The sequence below is a fragment of the Sphingomonas aerolata genome (assembly GCF_023935825.1).
In the GTDB taxonomy this organism is placed as follows: Bacteria; Pseudomonadota; Alphaproteobacteria; order Sphingomonadales; family Sphingomonadaceae; genus Sphingomonas; species Sphingomonas aerolata.
Genome location: NZ_CP098762.1, coordinates 1,642,618 through 1,662,921, shown reverse-complemented (window position 1 = coordinate 1,662,921; position 20,304 = coordinate 1,642,618). Strand labels below are relative to the sequence as shown.

The 20,304-nt window shown below is 69.9% G+C and carries 16 protein-coding genes and 2 pseudogenes; 7 read left to right on the top strand and 11 right to left on the bottom strand.

The window, feature by feature from the left end:
- The first annotated feature begins 134 nt into the window (after nt 1–134).
- The 3 genes from NEF64_RS07840 to NEF64_RS07830 all read left to right on the top strand — a co-directional run bounded on the left by NEF64_RS07840 (nt 135) and on the right by NEF64_RS07830 (nt 4,345).
- Nucleotides 135–2,210 carry a glycoside hydrolase domain-containing protein gene (locus NEF64_RS07840; RefSeq protein WP_082447065.1) on the top strand — a complete coding sequence of 692 codons (2,076 nt, stop codon included), beginning with the start codon at nt 135–137 and terminating at the stop codon, nt 2,208–2,210.
- A complete protein-coding gene (locus NEF64_RS07835) occupies nt 2,188–3,558 on the top strand; it encodes an MFS transporter (RefSeq protein ID WP_252574767.1) in 1,371 nt (456 codons plus the stop codon). The genes NEF64_RS07840 and NEF64_RS07835 overlap by 23 nt, the downstream gene beginning before the upstream one ends.
- Before the next feature lie 226 nt (nt 3,559–3,784).
- Entirely contained in the window at nt 3,785–4,345 is a 561-nt protein-coding gene (locus NEF64_RS07830) for a c-type cytochrome (RefSeq protein ID WP_056409401.1), read from the top strand.
- A gap of 158 nt (nt 4,346–4,503) precedes the next feature.
- Here NEF64_RS07830 and NEF64_RS07825 read toward each other — a convergent pair whose 3' ends face one another.
- The 6 genes from NEF64_RS07825 to NEF64_RS07795 form a co-directional block, all read right to left on the bottom strand.
- Complete coding sequence (locus NEF64_RS07825) at nt 4,504–4,659, bottom strand: hypothetical protein (RefSeq protein WP_200912220.1); 156 nt, start codon at nt 4,657–4,659, stop codon at nt 4,504–4,506.
- 89 nt (nt 4,660–4,748) lie between these two features.
- Nucleotides 4,749–5,231, bottom strand: a complete 483-nt coding sequence (locus NEF64_RS07820; RefSeq protein WP_056409398.1) for a TspO/MBR family protein — start codon at nt 5,229–5,231, stop codon at nt 4,749–4,751.
- 6 nt (nt 5,232–5,237) lie between these two features.
- Nucleotides 5,238–7,784, bottom strand: coding sequence for a geranylgeranyl diphosphate reductase (locus NEF64_RS19305; protein ID WP_320466538.1), 2,547 nt, complete (start codon nt 7,782–7,784; stop codon nt 5,238–5,240).
- Complete coding sequence (gene chlG, locus NEF64_RS07805; protein WP_252574766.1) at nt 7,781–8,689, bottom strand: chlorophyll synthase ChlG; 909 nt, start codon at nt 8,687–8,689, stop codon at nt 7,781–7,783. Before chlG ends, NEF64_RS19305 begins: the two co-directional genes overlap by 4 nt.
- 71 nt (nt 8,690–8,760) lie before the next feature.
- Complete coding sequence (ppsR, locus tag NEF64_RS07800) at nt 8,761–10,191, bottom strand: transcriptional regulator PpsR (RefSeq protein ID WP_056409395.1); 1,431 nt, start codon at nt 10,189–10,191, stop codon at nt 8,761–8,763.
- 30 nt (nt 10,192–10,221) lie between these two features.
- Complete coding sequence (locus NEF64_RS07795; RefSeq protein ID WP_252574764.1) at nt 10,222–10,995, bottom strand: cobalamin B12-binding domain-containing protein; 774 nt, start codon at nt 10,993–10,995, stop codon at nt 10,222–10,224.
- Between the two features lie 355 nt (nt 10,996–11,350).
- On the opposite strand from NEF64_RS07795, the gene bchF reads away from it, so the two are divergent.
- The gene (gene bchF / locus NEF64_RS07790) at nt 11,351–11,890 is read left to right on the top strand and encodes a 2-vinyl bacteriochlorophyllide hydratase (protein ID WP_056409390.1); all 540 of its coding nucleotides are present in this window, start codon (nt 11,351–11,353) and stop codon (nt 11,888–11,890) included.
- Nucleotides 11,887–12,123: pseudogene (locus tag NEF64_RS07785) on the top strand (hypothetical protein); the annotation flags it as partial. The gene bchF and the pseudogene NEF64_RS07785, both read left to right, overlap by 4 nt.
- A gap of 586 nt (nt 12,124–12,709) precedes the next feature.
- Here NEF64_RS07785 and NEF64_RS07780 read toward each other — a convergent pair.
- The 4 genes and pseudogenes from NEF64_RS07780 to NEF64_RS07765 all read right to left on the bottom strand — a co-directional run.
- A pseudogene (locus NEF64_RS07780) lies at nt 12,710–13,168 on the bottom strand (nitrogenase component 1); the annotation flags it as partial.
- Complete coding sequence (bchO, locus tag NEF64_RS07775; RefSeq protein ID WP_252574762.1) at nt 13,051–13,857, bottom strand: alpha/beta fold hydrolase BchO; 807 nt, start codon at nt 13,855–13,857, stop codon at nt 13,051–13,053. The pseudogene NEF64_RS07780 and the gene bchO, both read right to left, overlap by 118 nt.
- The gene (locus NEF64_RS07770; protein WP_056409355.1) at nt 13,854–15,554 is read right to left on the bottom strand and encodes a magnesium chelatase subunit D; all 1,701 of its coding nucleotides are present in this window, start codon (nt 15,552–15,554) and stop codon (nt 13,854–13,856) included. Before NEF64_RS07770 ends, bchO begins: the two co-directional genes overlap by 4 nt.
- Nucleotides 15,551–16,516, bottom strand: coding sequence for a magnesium chelatase ATPase subunit I (locus NEF64_RS07765; RefSeq protein ID WP_056409352.1), 966 nt, complete (start codon nt 16,514–16,516; stop codon nt 15,551–15,553). Before NEF64_RS07765 ends, NEF64_RS07770 begins: the two co-directional genes overlap by 4 nt.
- Before the next feature lie 47 nt (nt 16,517–16,563).
- On the opposite strand from NEF64_RS07765, the gene NEF64_RS07760 reads away from it, so the two are divergent.
- Both NEF64_RS07760 and NEF64_RS07755 read left to right on the top strand, forming a co-directional pair.
- The gene (locus tag NEF64_RS07760) at nt 16,564–17,058 is read left to right on the top strand and encodes a TspO/MBR family protein (RefSeq protein ID WP_031393234.1); all 495 of its coding nucleotides are present in this window, start codon (nt 16,564–16,566) and stop codon (nt 17,056–17,058) included.
- Nucleotides 17,059–17,095: 37 nt separating this feature from the next.
- Entirely contained in the window at nt 17,096–17,887 is a 792-nt protein-coding gene (locus NEF64_RS07755; RefSeq protein ID WP_031393235.1) for a DUF2189 domain-containing protein, read from the top strand.
- A 53-nt stretch (nt 17,888–17,940) separates the two neighbouring features.
- Here the strand turns inward: NEF64_RS07755 and NEF64_RS07750 are convergent, their stop codons facing one another.
- Nucleotides 17,941–20,283: a GH92 family glycosyl hydrolase gene (locus NEF64_RS07750; protein WP_056409350.1), complete on the bottom strand. Its 2,343-nt coding sequence runs from the start codon at nt 20,281–20,283 to the stop codon at nt 17,941–17,943.
- Nucleotides 20,284–20,304: the final 21 nt, after the last annotated feature.

Here is a 20,304-nt window from a genome sequence, read left to right as displayed (position 1 = left end):
CCACCCCGGCGAAGGCCGGGGCCCAGTTGGGGAACACCAATGATCGGGGACAACGCGCGTGCCTCCCCGCCATCCCGACCCCGTTCCGGCCGTCACGGTCGAGACGCATCCTCACCCATCCGCTCGTCCTGACCATGCTGCTAGTTCCCGCAGCCGTCTCCGCCCAGGACACCCCAGCCGATCTCGTCGACCCCTTCGTCGGAACACTCGCCGATTTCGGCCAGCTCACCCCCGCCGCGGTCGCGCCGTTCGGCATGGTCCAGCTCGGCCCCGACACCAGCCCCGCCAACCACGCCGGCTATGATCACGCGGCCACCACGTTGCTCGGCTTCTCGCACACGCGCGGCGTCGGCGTCGGCTGTGGCGGTGCGGGCGGCGACCTGATGATCGCGCTACGCTATGCCGGCGGCGATGCTGCTCCCGCAAAAGTCGACAAGACCAGCGAACGCGCGCGCGCCGGCACCTACAGCGTCCGCTACGACGGCGGCATCCTTGCCGAGACGACCGCGACGCGCGGCGGCGGCGTGCTGCGCTTCACCGTGCCGCGCGCGGGCACGCTCGACCTGCGGATCGACCCGCGGCGCAGCTATGCCAAACGGCTCTCGGCCAACTGGGCACGCCTCGACAGCGACGACCTGCGTGCCGATCTCGTCGCGGGCACCGTCTGCGACCAGGGTGCCTATCGGCTCCACACCGCCAGCCGGATCCGGGTCAACGGCCACCTCGTGCATCGCCGGCTAAGTGTCGGCGCTGGCGATCTGGCGACGCTCCGCCTCGTCGCCCAGGCGGGGGACCGGATCGAGATCCGCACCGGCCTGTCGAGCGTCGACGGCGGCGGCGCGGCGCTGACCCGCGACACCGAACTCGGCGACCGGCCGTTCGCGACCATCGCCGCGGCGACCCGGTCCGACTGGAACCGCGTGCTCGGGCGGGTCGTGCCGAACGGTCCGCGCGACCGCCGCGCGCTGTTCTACACCTCGCTCTACCGCGTCATGCAGACCCCGGTCGCGATCGACGATCCGGACGGCCGGCACCGCGACAAGACCGGCCGCATCGCCGTCTCCCCCAAGGGCACGACGCGCTATGCCAGCTGGTCGCTCTGGGACAATTACCGCACGCAGATGCCGCTGCTGGCGTTGCTCCAGCCCGAACGCAGCGCCGACATCGCCGCCTCGCTGGTCGCGCTCTATGCCGGCGGCAAGCCGCAATGGTCGACCCGCAACGAACCCTTCCTGACGGTGCGCACCGAACATGCCGGGATCGCGCTGCTCGATATGCACCGCAAGGGGATCGCGTTCGACGCGGGCGCGGCGCTCGCCGGCATGGTCGTGGACAGCGCCACGCTCAAGCGCGGCACCCCCGACGAACAGATCGAGGCCGCCTATGACGACTGGGCGACCGCCGAACTCGCACGCGATCTCGGCCGCACCGATCTCGCCGCGCGCTTCACCGCCAAGGCGCTGTCCTACCGCCCGATGTGGCGATCGGTGTTCCAGTCGCCCGGCGCGGACGGCGACGTCGTAAAGGCGCGCGGGCTCTACCAGGGCACGCTGTGGCAATATCGCTGGGCGCCGGTCTTCGATCTCGACTGGATCACCCAGACCGTCGGGCGCGCGCAGCTGCTGGGCGAACTCCAGACCTTCTTCGGGCAGGGCCTGTTCAACATGACGAACGAGCCCGACATCCACGTCCCCTGGATGTTCGCCGCGCTGGGCGAGCCCCGGCCGACCGCGGATCTCGTCCGGACGATCCTGACCCGGCCGATCGCGCATCCCTATACCAACAGCGGCAAGCTCGCGGTGCCGTTCGTCGGGCCCAGCTTCGCGCTGGCACCGCAGGGATTTGCCGACGGGATGGACGATGACGCGGGCGGCATGACCGCCTGGTACGTCTTCGCGACGCTCGGGCTCTATCCGCTCGTGCCGGGAGAGCCATGGTACGTCCCGACGACGCCCGCGTTCGAACGGGTCCGTCTCGATCTCGGCAAGGGGCGCGTGCTCAGCATCCGCCGCGACGGGCCCGCCGACGGCGTCGTGCAACGGGTGACCCTGGACGGACGCGCGCTGTCGCAAACGCGGATCGATCATGCGGATCTGATGCGCGGCGGCACGCTGATCGTCACGACGCAGGCACCGCGCTCGCAAAATGTCCCGCAACTGCAAGACAGCCGCGCTAGGGTCGCGGTCGATGGCATGCTCCACCCCCGATAACGCCGCCGCCGCGCCGCCTGCCACGGCGCGGATGCTCGGCTATGCGAGCGGCAATTTCGGCAAGAACCTGCTCGCGTCGACGATGGACGTCTTCCTGATGTTCACGCTGACCGAATATTGGGGGATATCGCCGCTCGCCGCCGGGCTGATCGTGATGCTCGGGCTGGTCTGGGATGGGCTGTGCAACCCGCTGCTCGGCCGCCTGCTCGACCGCGCCACCGACCGCGCGGGGCTCTACCGCCGCCTGCTCGTCATCGCCGCCCCTGTCGTCACCATCCCCTTCACCATCCTCTTCCTCCTCCCGACTCCCCAACCCGCCTTCATAATTCCCTGGGCGATCAGCCTCGTACTGGTTTTCCGCACCGCCTATGCGACCTGCGATGTCGCGCATAATGCGCTGATGATGCGGATGACCGGACCGCGTGGTGCCGCGACGACGCTGTCGGCCTTGCGGTACATGTTCAGCTGCCTCGGCGCGCTGGCGGTCGCCGGGTCCGCCCCCGCCTTTGTCGACCCCGGGCTTGCAGGCGGTCATCGCCTTATCGTCACCACGGCCTGTGCCGCCCTCGCCTATGTCGCGACTTTGTGGCTGGCCGCCGCATCGGGGCCCGCCGCCGCCCCAGCGCCGCCGCGAACCCCGCCCATCCCGCAAACGCCGCTCCGGGTCTGGATTCTCGGCAATCGTCCGTTCTGTGCGCTGCTGGTGTTCGGTTTCGCGCAGGCGCTGACGCTGCCGGTCTTTGCGCGATCCTTCGCCTATATCGGCAAGGGGGTGATCCACGACCCCGACTGGACCGCGCGCGCGCTCACGACCCTTGCGCTGTCGCAACTCGTCATGCTGCCGGTCTGGGTCGGAGCGAGCCGGCGTGCCAGCCAGCACGGCATACTTGCGGTCGCGCTGATCCTCGTCGCGGTCGGATCGGCGGTGTTCGCGACGGGACCGCGCGGCATGATGGCGGGGATCGCGCTGTTCGGTGCGGGCAATGCCGGCGTGCAGATGATGATCTGGGCGCTGCTCGCCGACGCGATCGATCACGGCGAGCGCCGAACCGGGGTCCGGCTCGAGGCGGTGCCGGTCGCATTGCTGCTCCTGACGCTGAAGCTGGGTGGCGGGATCGGCGGTGCGCTGTTCGGTCAGGGCCTGGCGCTAGCCGGCTGGACCGGCACCGCCCCGCTCGGCGAGACCGGCGGCGGACAACTGCTGGCCATGGCGTGGGCGATGCCGGTGGCGGGGGCGGTCATCGGCATCGCGGTGGTTGTCTTGCAGTCCCACACCGGTGCGGGACGTTCCGCCGTCCCCGCAACACGCAGCCTGCCCAACAGCGTGAGCAGATCGAGCGTCGGATAGCGGGCGGCCGCATTGTCATACATCGCCCGGCACGTCGCGATATCGAACCATGCCGCGCATTTCGCGGTCGCTATCTCCGGCGCATCCCCGCGCTCTCCGACGCCTTTCCGGGGGCCGCTCCTTACAGTTGCTGAAACAAAGTGTTGGACGGCAGATACTGTGAAGAATAATAGACAGTGTACAGCCTGGTATGCGGACCCGGCGCTTGGTCGAGAGGAGCAGGATTATGAAATCAGCATCCACGATTCGGTTTGGAAATGTCGCACTTTGCGTCGCGCTCTCGGCGACGGCGCTCTCAGCCTGCTCGAAAAAGGCGGCCGAGGAGCCCGCCGCGGGCGAAACCGCTGCCGCCGCGCCGGAAGCCGCTACCGCAAACGCCGCGGCTCCGACTGAGGCTGCCGCGCCGGCGGCGACCGCAACCGCCGCCGCTCCGGCTCCCGATAATGTCGATACGCTCAGCGGCGTCAAATTTGCCGGCTATACGGGCGATGCCGCCAAGGGGAAGACCGCGTTCATCACCTGCCAGACCTGCCACGCGATCGACGCCGGCGTGAACAAGATTGGCCCCTCGCTGCATGAGGTGGTCGGCCGGGCCGCGGGAACGGTCGCCGGCTACACCTATTCCGCCGCCAACAAGAATAGCGGGATCACCTGGACCCCCGAAAAGCTGTTCCAGTATCTCGAAAAACCGCAACGCGTCGTCCCGGGTACCAAGATGGCGTTCCCGGGCATCCCCGATCCGCAGAAACGCGCCGACGTGATCGCCTATCTGCAAGCCGGCGGCTGAGCAGAACCGCCGCCCCTGCCCCACCGGTCCCGCTCCTGCCTGTTGCGGGAACGGGCGGGATCGGTCGCAGCTTCGCTTGACCCCGTGACCATGGTCCGGTCGCCGCAGAGCAGGGTGTGAAACGCCAGGCCCGGTCCTGCACCCTGGCTAACCGACACTCAGCCCCGTGCCGTCCGCGCCAGATCGGCGAGATGGACCGGAAGCGACACGATGAGCGGCACCGCGATCCAGCGCCAGTCCAGCCCGATCAGCGCGGCGCGCAGCGCGAACAGCATCAGCATGCCTGGCGCCAGCCGGAGCGCCGCGGTCGCCATGCTCCACCCCTGCCGTCGCAGCCAGAGAAGTTCGAGGGCGAGAACCCCCAGCACGATGTCGACCGCGTGCCCGCTGGCGAACAGCCAGGTCAGGAAAAGGGGCCGTTGAGCTGGACGATCGCCAGATTGAGGTAACCCGCGAACCCCACCCACAGCAGATAGGGCAGCAACAGCGCTGCCGCGGACCGCGAATGCCGGGCCAGTATGACGATGAGCAACAGGATCGACAGCCAGAGCACGACCATCTCCGCGAACGCCCAGTCGGGCCGCTGCAGGCGGAAGAAGACGAGGCTCCACAGGATGTTGAGAAACCCGTTGCCCGCAAACAGGCCGAGCAGCCATTCGCGCTCGCGCCACCCCGCAATCGCCCGCCACCCCGTCACGCCCGCCAGGGCGGTGCAGCTGTAGATCGCGGTCCAGGCCAGCCCATAGGCGGCGTCGGGCGGTGCCCAATGCGGCTTGAGCAGACCTCCATACCAGGATCCGGTGTCGATGATTGTCGCGCCCACCAGTGCCACCAATGTCGCGAGCAACGCCGCGATGCACACCGGAAAGATCCAGACCCTATCCATCGTGTATCAGCTCGCAGTCTGCAGCAGATGCTGCATGTCCTTGACGAAGATCCGCGCATAGGCGAGCGGCCGTGCATAGATCAGCCGCTTATTCATATAGGCATGCCAGGTCAGATGCTGGACGTCGCGGTCGGCGCACATCGCCACGAAGCGTTCGCGGCGGCGATCGTCGCGGTACCAGAAATGCTGCATGATCGCGAGGATGCGGAACACCAGCCCGTGCGCGCGCATGAACCGCCGCCGCGCCGCGCCGAGCGCCCTGGGGTCGCCGCTGGCGAGGAAGGTATCGACCGCCTCGGCGGCGAACCGCGCGGACAGCATCGCGTAATAGAGCCCCTCGCCCGAGGCCGGCGCGACCGCCCCCGCGGCATCGCCGATCACCAGCACGTCGCGGCCATTATCCCATCGCCGCAACGGGCGGAGCGGGATCGGCGCACCCTCGCGACGCAGCGTCACGCACGATTCGAGCCCGAGCCGCACGCGCAACCGGCTGGTCGCGTCACGCAAACCATGCCCTTTGTGCGCGCTGCCGACGCCGATGCTCGCGGTATCGCCATGCGGGAACAGCCAGCCGTAGAAGTCGGGCGAAAATTCGGCCTGATAGAAGACGTCGCACCGGGTGCGGTCGAACGCCGCGGTGCCGGGTTGCGGCGTACGGATCACCTCGTGATAGGCGAAGACGCACGGGTTGCGCACCGCATCGTCGAACACCGCCTCGGCGACGCGCGACCGGGCGCCGTCCGCACCGATCACGCACCGCGCGCGGACGCGATGATCGCCCTCGCCATCGGTATAGCGGACCTGTGCGCCACCATCGCCGTCGCGGACGATCGCCTCGAACCGCCCGGTGCGCCGCTCAGCGCCCTGTTTGGCAGCGCGGTCGCGCAGCCACTCGTCGAACGTGTCGCGGTCGACCATGCCGACATAGCCGCCCGCGCCGCTCGGATCGACCGGCATGTCGACCGCACGCCGCGACGGCGCGATCATCCGCGCGGTTCGCGCCCGCCCGACGATCAGATGATCGGGAATCGCGAAATCACGGATCAGCCGCGGCGGGATCGCGCCGCCGCACGGCTTGATCCGGCCCGCGCGATCGAGCAGCAGCACCGATCGCCCCGCCTGCGCCAGTTCGGCAGCGGCGGTCGCCCCGGCCGGACCGCCGCCGACGACGACGCAGTCATAGGTCGTCATGCCGCCGCCGCGCGCGCGCGCGACTGGCGTCATGTCCTGCCGGCGACCAGGCCTGCGCATCGCCAGCGCTGCGGCAACGACGAAGACCAGCGCCTCGGCCAGGAAGACCAGGGTGAAGACGGTGGCGGGCGAGTCGATCCGGCTCCGCCCGAGATCGACGCCCGTCGCGCCGAGCAGCCCGCCAAGCCCGAAGGCGATCGCCTGTGCCGCGCCCCACACGCCCATGCGGAGTCCCGCCTGATCTCGCCCCTCTGCCTGCCCGCGTCCCGCGAGCGCGATCATCGCGCCGATCGCCGCGACCGCAAAGACGCCATTGGCCAGGCCGAGCAGCGCGACATTGGCGGTCAGCGGCCAGCCCGGCCCGACCCGCGCCGCCAGCGCGAGCCCGGCCAGCGCCGCCGCCGACCCGAGACACCCGCCACCGATCCACCAGCGCAGCCCGCGCGTCTCCCCGCCTTCACCCCGCCCGCCGCCAAACGCCCCGCCGCCGCCCCCCGCGACGATCATCCCGACAAGCACACCCCCGTGCTGCACCCCGGACAGCTGCGTCGAGGCACCGGGCGCGAGCCCGAACACCAGCCCGGCGAACGGCTCGAGGATCAGGTCCTGCATCGCATAGGCCAGCATCGAGACGAAGACGAAGAGCGTGAAGCGGCGCGCCTCGCTATCGGCCCAGATCGTCCGCAACGCCGTCGTCAGGTTAGCCGATCGCTCCCCTCGCCGCGACGCTTCAACCGGCGTGGCGAGCGCCCTGGACGGTGCAGCCCCCTCGACGCCGAGAAGCGCCACCACCGCGAGCGCGAACGCGCACCCCGCGACGCCGGCCGCGACCCGGCTAAGCCGCGCAGCGGAAATGGGTTCGAGCAGCGCACCGGCTATCCCCGCCGTCACCGCGATCCCCGCGACCATCATGATCCAGGTGATCGCCGCCGCCGCCGCGCGCCGCTCGGGCGCGACTCGGGTCGCGAGCAACGCCAGCAGCGACGTGCCCGCCGCGCCCACGCCCATGCCGATCATCGCAAACGCGGCAATCGCCAGCGCCAGCCCCCCGGGCGCGCGTGCGGCAAGAAGCGGCAGCGCACCGACCGCGAGCAAGGCGCCAAGCGCGAGCACCGCCATGCCCCCTATGATCCAAGGTGTCCGCCGCGCGCCGCGATCCGAACCATGCCCCCAGACCGGTCGCGACAGCTGGACCGCATAATGCCAGGCGACCAGACCGGCGGGGAGCGCCGCGGGCAGCGCATATTCGACCACCATCACGCGGTTGAGCAGCGACGTCGCCAGCATCACGATCGCGCCGATCGCGCTCTGCACCAGCCCGATCCGCACGATACCGAGCCAGCCGAGCGGGACCGCGCTCACAACCCCGCTACCCCGCCGAGCCCGAACGCCGACGCCAGCATCCCGAGGACATAGAGCGTCGTGCCGGTCGCATTATACCACGGCGTGTTCTTGAGCGGATCGCGCAGCAGACGCACCATCAGCGCCAATTGCCCCACCAGCAACGCTGCGACCAACAGCGCGATCAGCCCGTGCCCCCACAACGCCAGCAAGCCGATCACCGCGACCTGCGGGACCGCCATGACGATACAGGCCAGCCGGGCGGCGCGATCCACCCCCAGCACGACCGGCAGCGAGCGCAACCCCATCATCCGGTCGCCCTCGACCGCCTTGAAATCGTTGAGCGTCATGATGCCGTGCGCGCCGGCGGTGTAGAGGCCGAGTATGACCAGCACCGCAACGTCGGGCCAGCCGCCCGTCATCGACGCCGCGCCCGTGAACCAGGTCAGCCCCTCATAGGTCAGCGCCACCACCGCGGGCCCCCAGATCCCGCTCGCCTTGAACCGGAACGGCGGCGCGCTGTAGGCCCAGGCGCAGGCCAGCGCGACGCCGGTCGCCGCGAACACCAGCGGCCCCATCGCCGCCCCAACCGCTGCCGAGATCAGGCTGCCCGCGATCGCGATCCACAAGCCCCAACTGCCGGCGATCCGCCCCGACGGGATCGGCCGCAGCGGCTCGTTGATCGCATCGACATGGCGGTCGAACCAGTCATTGGCCGCCTGGCTCGTCCCACAGACCAGCGGCCCCGTCAGCAGGACACCCCCGACAAGAAACGGCCAGCGATCGCCCAGCGGAACGCCCGACGACACGACCCCGCACAGGAACGCCCAGATCGGTGGAAACCAGGTGACCGGCTTGAGCAGCTCCAGCACGTCGCGAGCCGCGGGCGGCGGCATCGCGACACGGGAAGCGGACAGGCGATCCATGTCGCAAAGCTAGGATCAGACACCCTTATCTGTCAATATATGTTGACACCAATGCCGATGACCTCGCGCGTTCAGCCGTCGCCCGACACGAGATTGCCAAGGCCGTGGCGGTGCAGCTTGGAATAGAGGCTTTGCCGACTCACGCCGAGCACCTCCGCCGCGGACGCGCGATTATCCGACGTATAGGCCAGCGCCGCCTCGATGCAGAGCCGCTCGATCAGATCGGTGCTCTCGCGCACGATCTCTTTCAGCGACATGCGCCCCACCAGCTCGGTCAGCTGCTCGACCGATCGCGGCGTGTCGTGCGCGACCAGCGGCACCTGGCGCAGGCGACGTCCGACATGGCGGATCGTGAAGCCGAAACACTCGCTGCCGCCCATCGGCGCGACCACGCCGGACACCTCGATCTCGGCCTGCGCACCCGCCGCGCCGCGCAGGATCGTCGCGACGTTGCGGACCGAGCCATGTTCACGCAGCTGCGCGACGATCAGCTCGAGATCGATGCCCGGCCGGCCCAGCCACGCGCCCAGCCGCGCGCCGATCAGCCGCTCGATCGACGGCATTTCGGTCAGTTCGACAAAGGCGGCATTCGCGGTCAGGACCACCAAGTCGCGATCGACCAGCACGAACGAATCGGGCATGCGCTCGACCACGTCGCCGAGCGTCGCCTCGTGCCGACGCGCACCGACGACCGGCTCGACCGCCTCGATCCGGACGATCAGCGACGGGCTGCGCGCCTGACGGAACAGCTTCGCATCGATCCGCACGTCGACCGCGCGATCGTTCAGGCGCAGCGCGACCGGTGCGACATCGTCCGCCGCCTCCGCCGCCCCGAGATGCGCGACCAGGTCGTCGCGATCATGCGGGTCGACGATCGTGCTGACCGGCGCTCCGACCAGCGTATCGGCGGCGGCATCGAGTAGCCGCAGCGCCGCCGGATTCGCCTCGCGGATACGGCGCGAGCCGGCATCGACGACCAGGATCGCATCGGACGCCATGTCGAACAGCATCCGGTACCGCGTCTCGGCCTGGCGCAGGCGGATATAGTCGCGCTCCAGCGCCTGTTGAGTCTGCAGCAGCCGCTGCTGCGTCGCCGCCGCGCCGCGCAGGTCGCGACCGATCGCGACGAGTCGATCGGGTGTGCCGAGCGACATCACCAGATAGCGGACCGGCACGTCGCCACCCGCCGCGGGATGCGTCACCTGTCGCCAGCGCGGGGGTTCGGGGCGGCCCGCTGCCGCGAGCATCTCGGCCGCCTTGGGACGGCTTTCGACCGTCATCGTGTCCATCCAGCGCTCGCCGACCCAGCCGGCAAAGCCGTGATTGGCAAGATCACCCTGCGACACCGCAACGTCGAGGATCCGCCCATCGGCGGCAAGGATGAAGGCGACGTCGCCGACGGCCGCGAGCAGCGACGCGGCCACGCGCGCGCTCAGGGCCCCGGGCGCGGCGTCGGGGCGGGCGAAGGCCAGATGCGGGGAAGAGGCGATAGTCTTGTCCATCGACGAGCGTCGCGCTCCAATCTGCAGCAATCAATTACACGCCGTGGTCCCCCATGCGCTTTCGCGGAGAAGATCGCCGGCCATTTTCAGCGCGAGTTTCGCATCGGACGCGGTACCATCGGCGCCGACTTTGGTGGCGAGATCCGGGTCTGCATTGAAAATCGCACCGCCGACCATGATGCAGACACGAGGATTTCGCGAAACCCTTCGCAACGCAGCAATGATCGAAGCAAGTCCGGCGATATGGCAGTCGCAACTGATCGTCAATCCGATGATATCGAACCAATCCGCCGTCGCGGCATCCAGCAACACGGGCGTTTCCGCGTCGTTGATCCGGTCCGTCAGCCAGCCGCCATGCCGAAAGACCTCGTCGAGGACGATCGTCCCGAAGCTGTGATGATCGCCCTGCAGCGACGCGAATAATGCTCGATGCCGGTCGCCCGGATCTGTCCGGATGTTCGGCATGCGACCGGCAATCTCGTGCACGACTTCCTGCAGCCGCCACAACCCCATCGTCACATCGACGAAATCGCAGCGATCATCATCCCAATATTCACCGAGCAGGCGCGCGGCGGGTGCGAGCAGATCGACCATGACCGTCTCGACCGAGACACCGCGGTCGAGGATCATCTCGATATGCGCAAGCAGGCGGTCGGCATCGACCTGCATCACCAGCGGCGCGAAGATGCCCACCTCGACGCTGTCGATCGGGCCATCCGTCCCGATCTCGGCGGAGGGCATCGCCGCACTGGCATGCGCCGCCATCAGCCGCGGAATGATCTCGCATTCGATCAGCGCAGACAAAGGGCGATCATAGTCCCCGTCATCGCGACGCGGCCCCGGACCAAGATCTCGGCGGCCATCGCTCCAGTCCCGACGTGCGAACGACCCGGTGCTCCACCGGAAACCGCGCGAATAGTGAGTAACCGCTGCCATTACCGGCTCTCCCCAGCCTGGTCGACACGCCAACAACTACAGACCGGGACCTGCATTTGGCAGATTAGCGGCGACTTGCAGCATATCCCACTTGCAATTGACTGACAACCGGACGGTTTTGCTGCATCGCACAATCTGTTCCAGATCGTGGACGTCCAAATAACTTGACACTTTTTGAGGGGCGGGCGTAAAGTCCGATCGGAACTTGGGCAGGCGGGGCGCGATGCGAGCGAACGACCTTTCTCCGGCAGATCGGCAGGGCGGCACGGCCGTCCCGGGCTCCGGCCGAGCAGCCGCCCCGCTCTACACGCCGGACCAGCGCGAGCGCCGCGACTCGTCGGCCTGGACACTGGTCCAGGGGGTGCTTGCCCCGATCCAGTTCCTGGTCTTCCTCGTCAGCCTGACGCTGGTGCTGCGCTATCTCGCGACGGGCGACGGCGTGGTCGCCGCCACGATATCGATCGTGGTCAAGACGGGCGCGCTCTACGCGATCATGATCACCGGCGCGATCTGGGAGAAGCAGGTGTTCGGCCAATGGCTGTTCGCCCCCGCCTTCTTCTGGGAGGACGTGGTGAGCATGCTCGTGCTCGCGCTGCACACCGCCTATCTCGTCGCGCTCGCCCGCGACTTCGGCAGCGAGGCGGGACGCATGTGGCTCGCGCTCGCGGCCTATGCGAGCTACGTGATCAATGCCGCGCAGTTCCTGATCAAGCTGCGGGCCGCGCGGTTGCAGCGCGCACCGGCGAGCCTGGTCGCGTCATGACCGCCCCGCTTTTTACCCCCCTGCCAACCGCCCCCCTGGCAACCGCGCAGCATTTCGGCCGGACCGGATGCGATGCCACGCCCGTGCTGCGCGAGCGCGGCCAGCGCGAGGTGTTCTGCGGGCTCACCGGGATCATCTGGCTGCATCGCAAGATCCAGGACGCGTTCTTCCTCGTCGTCGGCTCGCGGACCTGCGCGCATCTGCTGCAATCGGCGGCAGGCGTGATGGTCTTTCGCGCGGCCGCTGAGCTTGTAATAGGGCGAGAAGACGCTGCCGATGAAGGCGATGATCGTCAGCCCATGGGCGCCGTCCGCGCTGGTCGCGTCGACATACCACCAGGCATAGCCCTGGGCATCGACACGAACGTCGAAGCGTGGTCCCTGAGCAGGCAGTCGACGGCTAGCCGGCCGGAAAGCGCCGCCATCGGGACGCCCGCGCCGGGGTGGGTGCTCCCGCCCGCGCAATAGAGCCCAGGGATCCGTGTCCGGCTGCCCTGCCGGCGGAAGGACGCCGCCCACCCGTGCGAGGCCCGTCCATAAAGGGCTCCACCCGTCGAGGGACACAGTGCCTCGAACGCGTGCGGCGTCGTCATGACGGTCGAGGGCGCCAGATCGAGCGAAAGTCCCGCCTGCGAAACGCCCTCCAGCATACGCCTCGTCCATGTCGCGATCTCCTCCTGGCTGGTGTCCGGGCCGTCGCCGGTGGGCGGCGCGTTGACGATGATCTGCACGCGTTCGGGGCGGGCAGGGGCGGACGCATCGCGGCGGTCGTCGTCGCCGCTGTCGCTGCGATCCTGCGCGCAGACATAGACGCTCGGCCGGGCGGCGGCGCGACCCGCCGACAGCGCGGCGAATTCGGCCGGATATGGACGGGGCCGATGCCGAGCGCGTCGAACAGCCGGAGGAACTGGTCCTCGACGACATCGGGCAGCGCGCCGACGATCATCAGGCTCGGTTTCGCCGATGCGTCGGCGGCGAGGCCGGGCACCAGCGCCGCGAGGCAGGCATCCTCCCCCTCGGTGAAGGTCGTTTCGATCCCGCTGCCCGAATAGTTGAGGATCCGGGTCGTCCCGCCATGCTTCACCGACAGCCGGGCCGCGGCGCGCGAGAGGTCGAGCTTGATCACCTCCGACGGGCAGGAGCCGACGAGGAACAGCAGCTTTATGTCGGGCCGGCGCAACAGCATCTGGTCGACGATGCGGTCGAGCTCGTCGTTGCAGTCCGCCATCCCCGCGAGATCGCGCTCCTCGATGATCGCGGTGGCGAAGCGCGGCTCGGCAATCCGACCAGATCCCAGGCCGCCATCATGCCGATCGCGCCCGCGCACTGCGCCGACGTGCCGAGCAACGCCGCATAACAGGCCACGCCCGCGTCATCGATCCGCGATCCGGTCGACCGGTACAGGAACCGACCCGTCTCGCCCGGGGTGCGGGCGATCCGCGCGAAGAGATGCGGCGCGATCGGATTGACGAACAGCGCGCGCGCCATCGTCGGGAACAATGTCGCGGCCAGCCCCGGAAAGGGCAGCAGCGCCGCACTCAACCCGATGATCGCCGCGGGGGACGCCGTGCCGTCGATCGCCAGCCGTGCCGCGATCGCCGCGCCCGCCGAATGGCCGATGATCACCTGCGGCGTGACCTGCAGCGCACCGAGCAACGTCGCGACCGCACCCGCCATGCCCGCGATCGACAGGCCGCCGACCGGGCGGCCGGTGGTGAAACCATGCCCCGGCAGGTCGACCGCGACGACGTGGTACTCCCGGCCGAGCAACGGCGCGAGCGTCCGCCAGCTATGCGTCGCCGCCCCGGTACCGTGGAGCAGGAGGATCGTCGCGGGCGGGTCCTGGACTACTGGCGCCTCGGGCGCAAAGGTCTGGACATGCCAGCGCAGGCCACCGGCCGTGACGAAGCGGCTGGCGGCGCGATTGGGCCAGTCGCGACCCTCGACGCTCCAGCGCGGCGCGCTCATGCGGGCTGCACCGCGCGGACCGCCGCGTGCATCCGCACCGCATCCGCGCGTGGCAGCGGCAGATAGCGCGCCTGCATCGCCGCGGCGAGCGCCGCGCCCTCCGGCCCCGGCCGCGCGGAGATGTCGAGAAATGCCGCAGCGATTCCCGCACGGCCGAGCGCGGTGGCGGCAGCGCTCGCATCCGCGGCGGCGACGCTGCGCACCGCCCGGCCATCCGCGGCGATGTTCGCGCGCCCGTCGGTCAGCAGGACGACGAACGGCGTCTGGCCTCGCGCGCGTGCCGCATCGGCGACGTCGATCGCGGCGCGCAGCCCCGCCGCGAGTGGCGTGCCACCCCCGCCCGGCAGCTCGGCGAGCGACCGACGCGCGCGCGCCAGCGACCGGGTGGGCGGGAGCAGCACAGTCGCACCATTGCCCCGGAACGCGATGAGCGCGACCTGCGCGCGCTGAACATAGGAATCGGCCAGCAGCAGCTCGACTGCGCCCTTCGCCTCCGCGAGCCGCGACAACGCCGCCGATCCCGACGCGTCGACGACGAAGATCGTGACCGATACCGCGCGCGTCTCGAACCGGCGGATCCGCAGGTCGTCGCGGCGGACCAGCACCCGCGACGCGCTGTCCGCCGTGCGCCGCAGCCGCTGCCATGGCGCCGCCGCGCGCAGCGTGTCGATCAGGCTCAGGCGCTGCCCCCCGCCCGGCACGCCCGGGCGCACCCCGACGGGCCGACCGCGCGCCGGCGATCGACGCCGCTCGCCCGCACCGCGCGACGCGCGCGTCCGCCCGCGCCGTACGCCCCCCGCCGCGATCTGCGCCAGCACATCCTTCGGCAGCGCCGCGAGCGCGGCCTCCAGCACGACGTCGTCGAGTGGCCGGGTTTCGCCTTCCGGCTGGTCGCGATCCCCCGCGTCCGGCGGCGGCGCGTCAGGCGGCTGCGGCTCGGGTGGCGGCGGCGCGTCGTCCGGTTGCTCGGCCGGCAGACGCGTCGCACGCGGCGCGATCACCAGCCGCGCGGCGAGCATAAGATCCCCATCGCCGATCACGTCGCGCCCCGCACACCGCGCCGCAGCCCGCGCCGCGCGCAACGCGAACAGCGGCGCGCGCGCGGTCTCGATCCCGAGCGCGGCCGCCGTCGCGACCAGCGTCGCAAGGACAGCCTCGGACGTCGGCGGCGTCCCCGCGTCCCCAAAATCTTCCCCGCCCTGCATCGCCGCCACGGACTTCGCGTCGTGCAGGTCGATGCGAAACGCCAGCCGTTCGAGCAGCGCCGCGGGCGGGCGCTCGTCGGGACCGATCCCGTCGTCGAGCGCCACGACAAGGCATCGTCCGACGCCGCCGCCGTCCATCGCCGCGACGATCCGCCCCGCCACCGCATCGGACAGCCGGTCCGCCATCGCCAGCACCAGCACCCCGCCCGCCGCCTCGACGAGCAGCCCCGCACGCTGCACCGCGCGCCCCTGGGCCAGCGTCGCGACCAGATCCAGCCCGCCGAACAGCCGGTCGTCATCGACATGGACCGGCACCCGCCGCAGCGGCGCACCGGCCGGCAGATGCGACCGCAGCGCCGCGATCACCGCATCGCGCAGCGCGCCGCCGCCGCGCAGCGCGATGCCGCCAAGCCCGGGATCGGCAGCACAGAGCCGCGCCGCGATCAGCGCATCGGCCAGCGGATCCGGCGCCCCCGCTGCCGGCCCGGTCACCCCGCCACCTCCTCCAGCGCGCGCAGGATCCGCGCGGTCGACCCGGTCTCGTCGAGCACGTTGCGCCGCAGCCGATGGCGCAGCGCCATCGGCGCGATCGTCGCGACATGCGCCTGCGTCACCTCCGACACCGCGTCGAGTGCCGCGAGCGCCCGCGCCGCCCGCATCAGCGTCAGTTCGCCGCGCAACCCGTCAGCCCCCACCGCGATACACAGCCGCGACGCGAAGGCGAGCACCGCGTCGGGCAGCGCGACCTTCGGCAACCCCGCCCGCCCCCGCGCGATCGCCGCCAGCGTCGCACGCTCGTCCGCCGCCCAGTGCTCGACGAACGCCGACGGCGACCGCTCGAACGCGTCGCAGCGCTTCAGGATCTCGACGCGCTGGTCCAGATCCTGCGGCGTGCGGACCTCGACCGACAGCCCGAACCGGTCGAGCAGCTGCGGTCGCAATTCGCCCTCCTCCGGATTGCCGCTGCCGACCAGCACGAACCGCGCCGGATGGCGGACGCTCAGCCCCTCGCGCTCGACAACATTCTCGCCCGACGCGGCGACGTCCAGCAGCAGGTCGACGATATGATCCTCGAGCAGATTGACCTCGTCGATATACAGGAAGCCGCCATTGGCACGCGCGAGCAGCCCCGGCTCGAACGCCTTGATCCCGGCGCCCAGCGCGCGTTCGAGATCGAGCGCGCCGACCACCCGGTCCTCGGTCGCGCCGAGCGGCAGGTCGACGAACGGCACCGGCACCTGTCCGCTGCGCGGCGTTCCGTCCTGATACCCCGCCTGGTCGGCGCGCACCGGCGGCAGCAGCGCGGCGAGCGCGCGCACCGCGGTCGACTTGCCCGTGCCCCGATCGCCGAACACCATCACCCCGCCGATCCGCGCATCGACCGCCGCGATCAGCAGCGCGCGTTTCATCTCGTCCTGACCCACGATCGCCGAAAAGGGGAAAGACACGCGCATGCCAAAGGTGTAACACGCATTGGACACTCGGCAAGATGGACAATGTAATGCTTAACCCGATTGTCGTGAGCGGCAGTGCCGCCATCGCGCTCTGCGTCGTCGGCGGTTTGATGACGCCGATCGGCCCCTGGTACCGCACGCTGCGCAAGCCGCGGTTGCAGCCGCCGAACTGGCTGTTCGGTCCCGCCTGGACGATCATCCTCGGCCTGGCCGCCTGGTCCGCGTCGATCGCCTGGACCGCCGCGCCCGACGCCGCGACCCGCGCGGAGGTGGTGACGCTGTTCGTGGTCAACGCGGTCTTCCACCTGCTGTGGAGCCCGCTCTTCTTCCGCGCCCGGCGCCCCGACTGGGCGCTGATCGAGGTCGTGTTTCTCTGGGCGTCGCTGGTCGCGCTGGTCGTCGGGCTCTGGCCCATCGACCGCTTCGCGAGCCTGTTGATCGCGCCCTATCTCTTGTGGGTCAGCTTTGCGGCCTGGCTCAACTGGGCGATCGTGCGGCTGAACCGGCCGTTCGGTCACGCCGCCCAACGATACCCCGCATGACGAGGATATACGCCACCCCCTGAACGGAGAGCAGATCATGGCCACCCATCCGCACAGCTTCATCGCGCCAGCACCCGCCATCCCCGAGATCCGCGAGATCGGCACCGCCGACCTGCGCTGGGCCCTCGCCGAGGGGTGGAAGGATTTTCTCGCCAAGCGCGGCGACCTGATCGTGATCGGCCTGCTCTATCCGATCGTCTGTCTGGTCGCCGCGGTGGTGACGTACAACGCGCCGCTGCTCCCGCTGTTCTTCCCGCTGGTTGCCGGCCTCTCGATCCTCGGGCCCGCTGCCGCCTCGGGCTTCTACGAACTCGCGCGCCGCCGCGAAGAGGGGCGCGACTCGAGCTGGTGGCATTTCCTCGATCCGCTCAACGGACGCAGCCGCCTGCCGCTCGCGATCCTCACCGCCGGGCTCGCGGCGCTGATGGTCGGATGGCTGGCGACGGCCTATGCGGTCTATGACCTGACCTTCGGTGCGACCGCGCCGCTGCGGATCGGCGACGTCGCAGGCCGGCTGTTCACCACGCAGGAGGGGTGGACGCTGATCCTGCTCGGCAATCTGGCAGGCGCACCCTTCGCGATCACCACGCTGGTCTTCGCGCTGGTCGCGTTCCCGATGGTCGTCGATCAGCCGGTCGATGCAGGCCTCGCGCTGCGCACCTCGCTCGCGGCGGCGCGGCGCAACCCGCGCGCGGTGTTCGGCTGGGGTGCGCGTGTCGCCGGACTGCTGGTCCTCGGGCTGATCCCGCTCGCGATCGGGCTGGCGGTCGTGCTGCCCTGGCTCGGCTATGCGACCTGGCACCTCTATACGCGTCTGGTCGTCCGCTGACGCACCCCCGCGCCGCGCCCGGTGCAGCAGCACCCGGCGCGGCGCGGTCGCCCTCAAGCCCGCGTCGGGCGCGGCCCGGGGTGATAGGATGGCGGACGATCCGCCTTCGCCGTGCCGAAGCGTGACGGCTTGTCCCCCATCACGAAGGCGAGCTCGCCACCCCGGGCGAGATCCGCATGCCCGATCCAGTTCTTCGTCCAGGGCTTGCCGTTCCACCGCACCGACTGGACATAGGGCGCCTGCGGACCATTGCCCGACGCGGTGATCCTGAGCGTCTTGCCACCGCCCAGCGCGACCTCCGCGGCATCGAACAACGGCGAGCCGAACACATAGACCGCGCTGACCGGATCGACCGGGTAGAGGCCGAGCGCTGAGAAGATGAACCACGCGCTCGTCTGCCCGCAATCGTCATTGCCGATGACGCCGTCGGGATCCGCCTTGTACATCTCGGTGCACAGCCGCCGCACCATCGCCTGCGTCTTCCACGGCGCACCGGCATAGGCATACATATACGCGGCATGCTGGTCAGGTTCGTTGCCATGCGCATATTGGCCGACCAGCCCCGAAATGTCGGGCGGCGCATTCTTGGGCAATGTCGACGGCGCGACGAACAGCGCGTCGAGCTTCTTCACGAACCCGGCATCGCCGCCGAACAGGTCGATTAGTCCGTAGATATCGTGCTGGTTGAGGAACGTCGCCTGCCAGCCATTCGCCTCGGTATAATCGCGGTGCTTGTCGGGGTTGTGGCCAAGCTGGATCGGATCATAGTCCGCCCACCAGGTCCCGTCGGCGAAGCGCGGCCGCGCGAAGCCGATCTTCGGATCGATGACGTTGCGATAGTTGAGGCTGCGCTTGCGCAACGCCTGCGCGTCCGCGGAGGCGCCCGCCGCGTCCGCGAGCACCGCCATCGCCCAGTCGTCATACGCATATTCCTGCGTCCGGCTGACCGATTCCCAGACCTTGTCGGCGGGGATGAAGCCGAGGTCGTAATAATAGCCGCGGCCGAGCGTGCTTTCCAGATCGCGGAAGCTGCGGTCGAACGCACGGCGGCGGATCTGCGGCCAGGCGGCGGCATAGTCCGCCTTCACGCCCTTCACGCACGCCTCGGCAAGCACCGACACCGAATGCCAGCCGATCATGCAGGCGGTCTCGACACCCTGGAGCGGCCAGACCGGCGAGCCCGCCGGGCTCTGGATCGTCTGGCGGACCAGATCGCGCGTGAACTGCGCCGCCTTGTCGGGCTGGACCAGATTGAGCAGCGGGTGCAGCGCGCGATACGTGTCCCACAGCGAATAGGTGCTGTACGCAGGATCTCCCGGCGCCGCTGTGTGCACCTTGCGGTCGAGCCCGACATAGCGGCCGTCGCGGTCGGTGAAGAGCGTGGGCGACAGGAACGTGTGGTACAGCGCGCTGGCCATGATCGTGCGCTGATCGGGCGTGCCGCCCTCGACGCGGATACAGTCGAGCTGCGTCTGCCAGGTCCGCGCCGCCGCGCGCCGGACGCTGTCGAACTGCCAGCCCGGGGCTTCGCCCGCCAGCGCGGCCTTGGCGCCCGCGACGTCGACCGCGGAGATGCCCGTCTTGATCAGGATCGGTTCGCCGCCCGCCTGGTCGAAGAACAGCGCGACCTTCAGCCGGTTGCCGGTGATCGCCTTCGCGCCCGCGGGTGCCGGTTTGTCGTCGTCGCCGAAGAACTCGACACGGTCGGGGCGGCGCGACAGCTGCATCGCGAAATGGATCCGCCGACCCTTCGCCCAGCGGTGGACGCGGCGGCTGCCGGTCAGCATGCCGTCGGGCGACAGCGCCAGCGACGCCTCGTCGATCAGCACACCCTTGTCCCAGACGTCGAGGATCATGTGCGCGAAGTCGATCAGGATGTGCCCCGCGCCCTGCGGGAAGGTATAGCGGTGATGCCCCGTCCGCTCGGTCACGGTCAGCTCGGCGAGCACGCCCGATTCGAGCTTCACGCGGTAATAGCCGGGCTCGGCCAGCTCATCGGAGAAGCGCTGGCGATAGCCGTCCTGCGGCTTGTCGAGCGCACCGGGTTTCAGCTTCAGCGGCCCGCGCGTCGGGACGACGAGGACGTCGAGCATGTCGCCGATTCCCGTCCCCGACAGATGCGTGTGGCTGAACCCCATGATCGAGCCGTCATCCTGGTGATAGCCCGAGCACGCGTCCCAGCGGCTGTTGTCGGTATCGGGGCCGAGCTGGACCATCCCGAACGGCAGCGACGGCCCGGGATAGGTGTGGCCGTGCCCGCCCGTGCCGATGAACAGATCGGGCTTGCCCGCGGTCGGGCGCTTGCCCTGCGCGGTGGCAGCGGCGGCGGGCAGCACGCCCGCAAGGCCGGCAAGCCCGGTGGTGGCAAGCACCTGGCGGCGGTTGGCGGTGGTCATGTGTCTCTCCCGTGGGTCCAT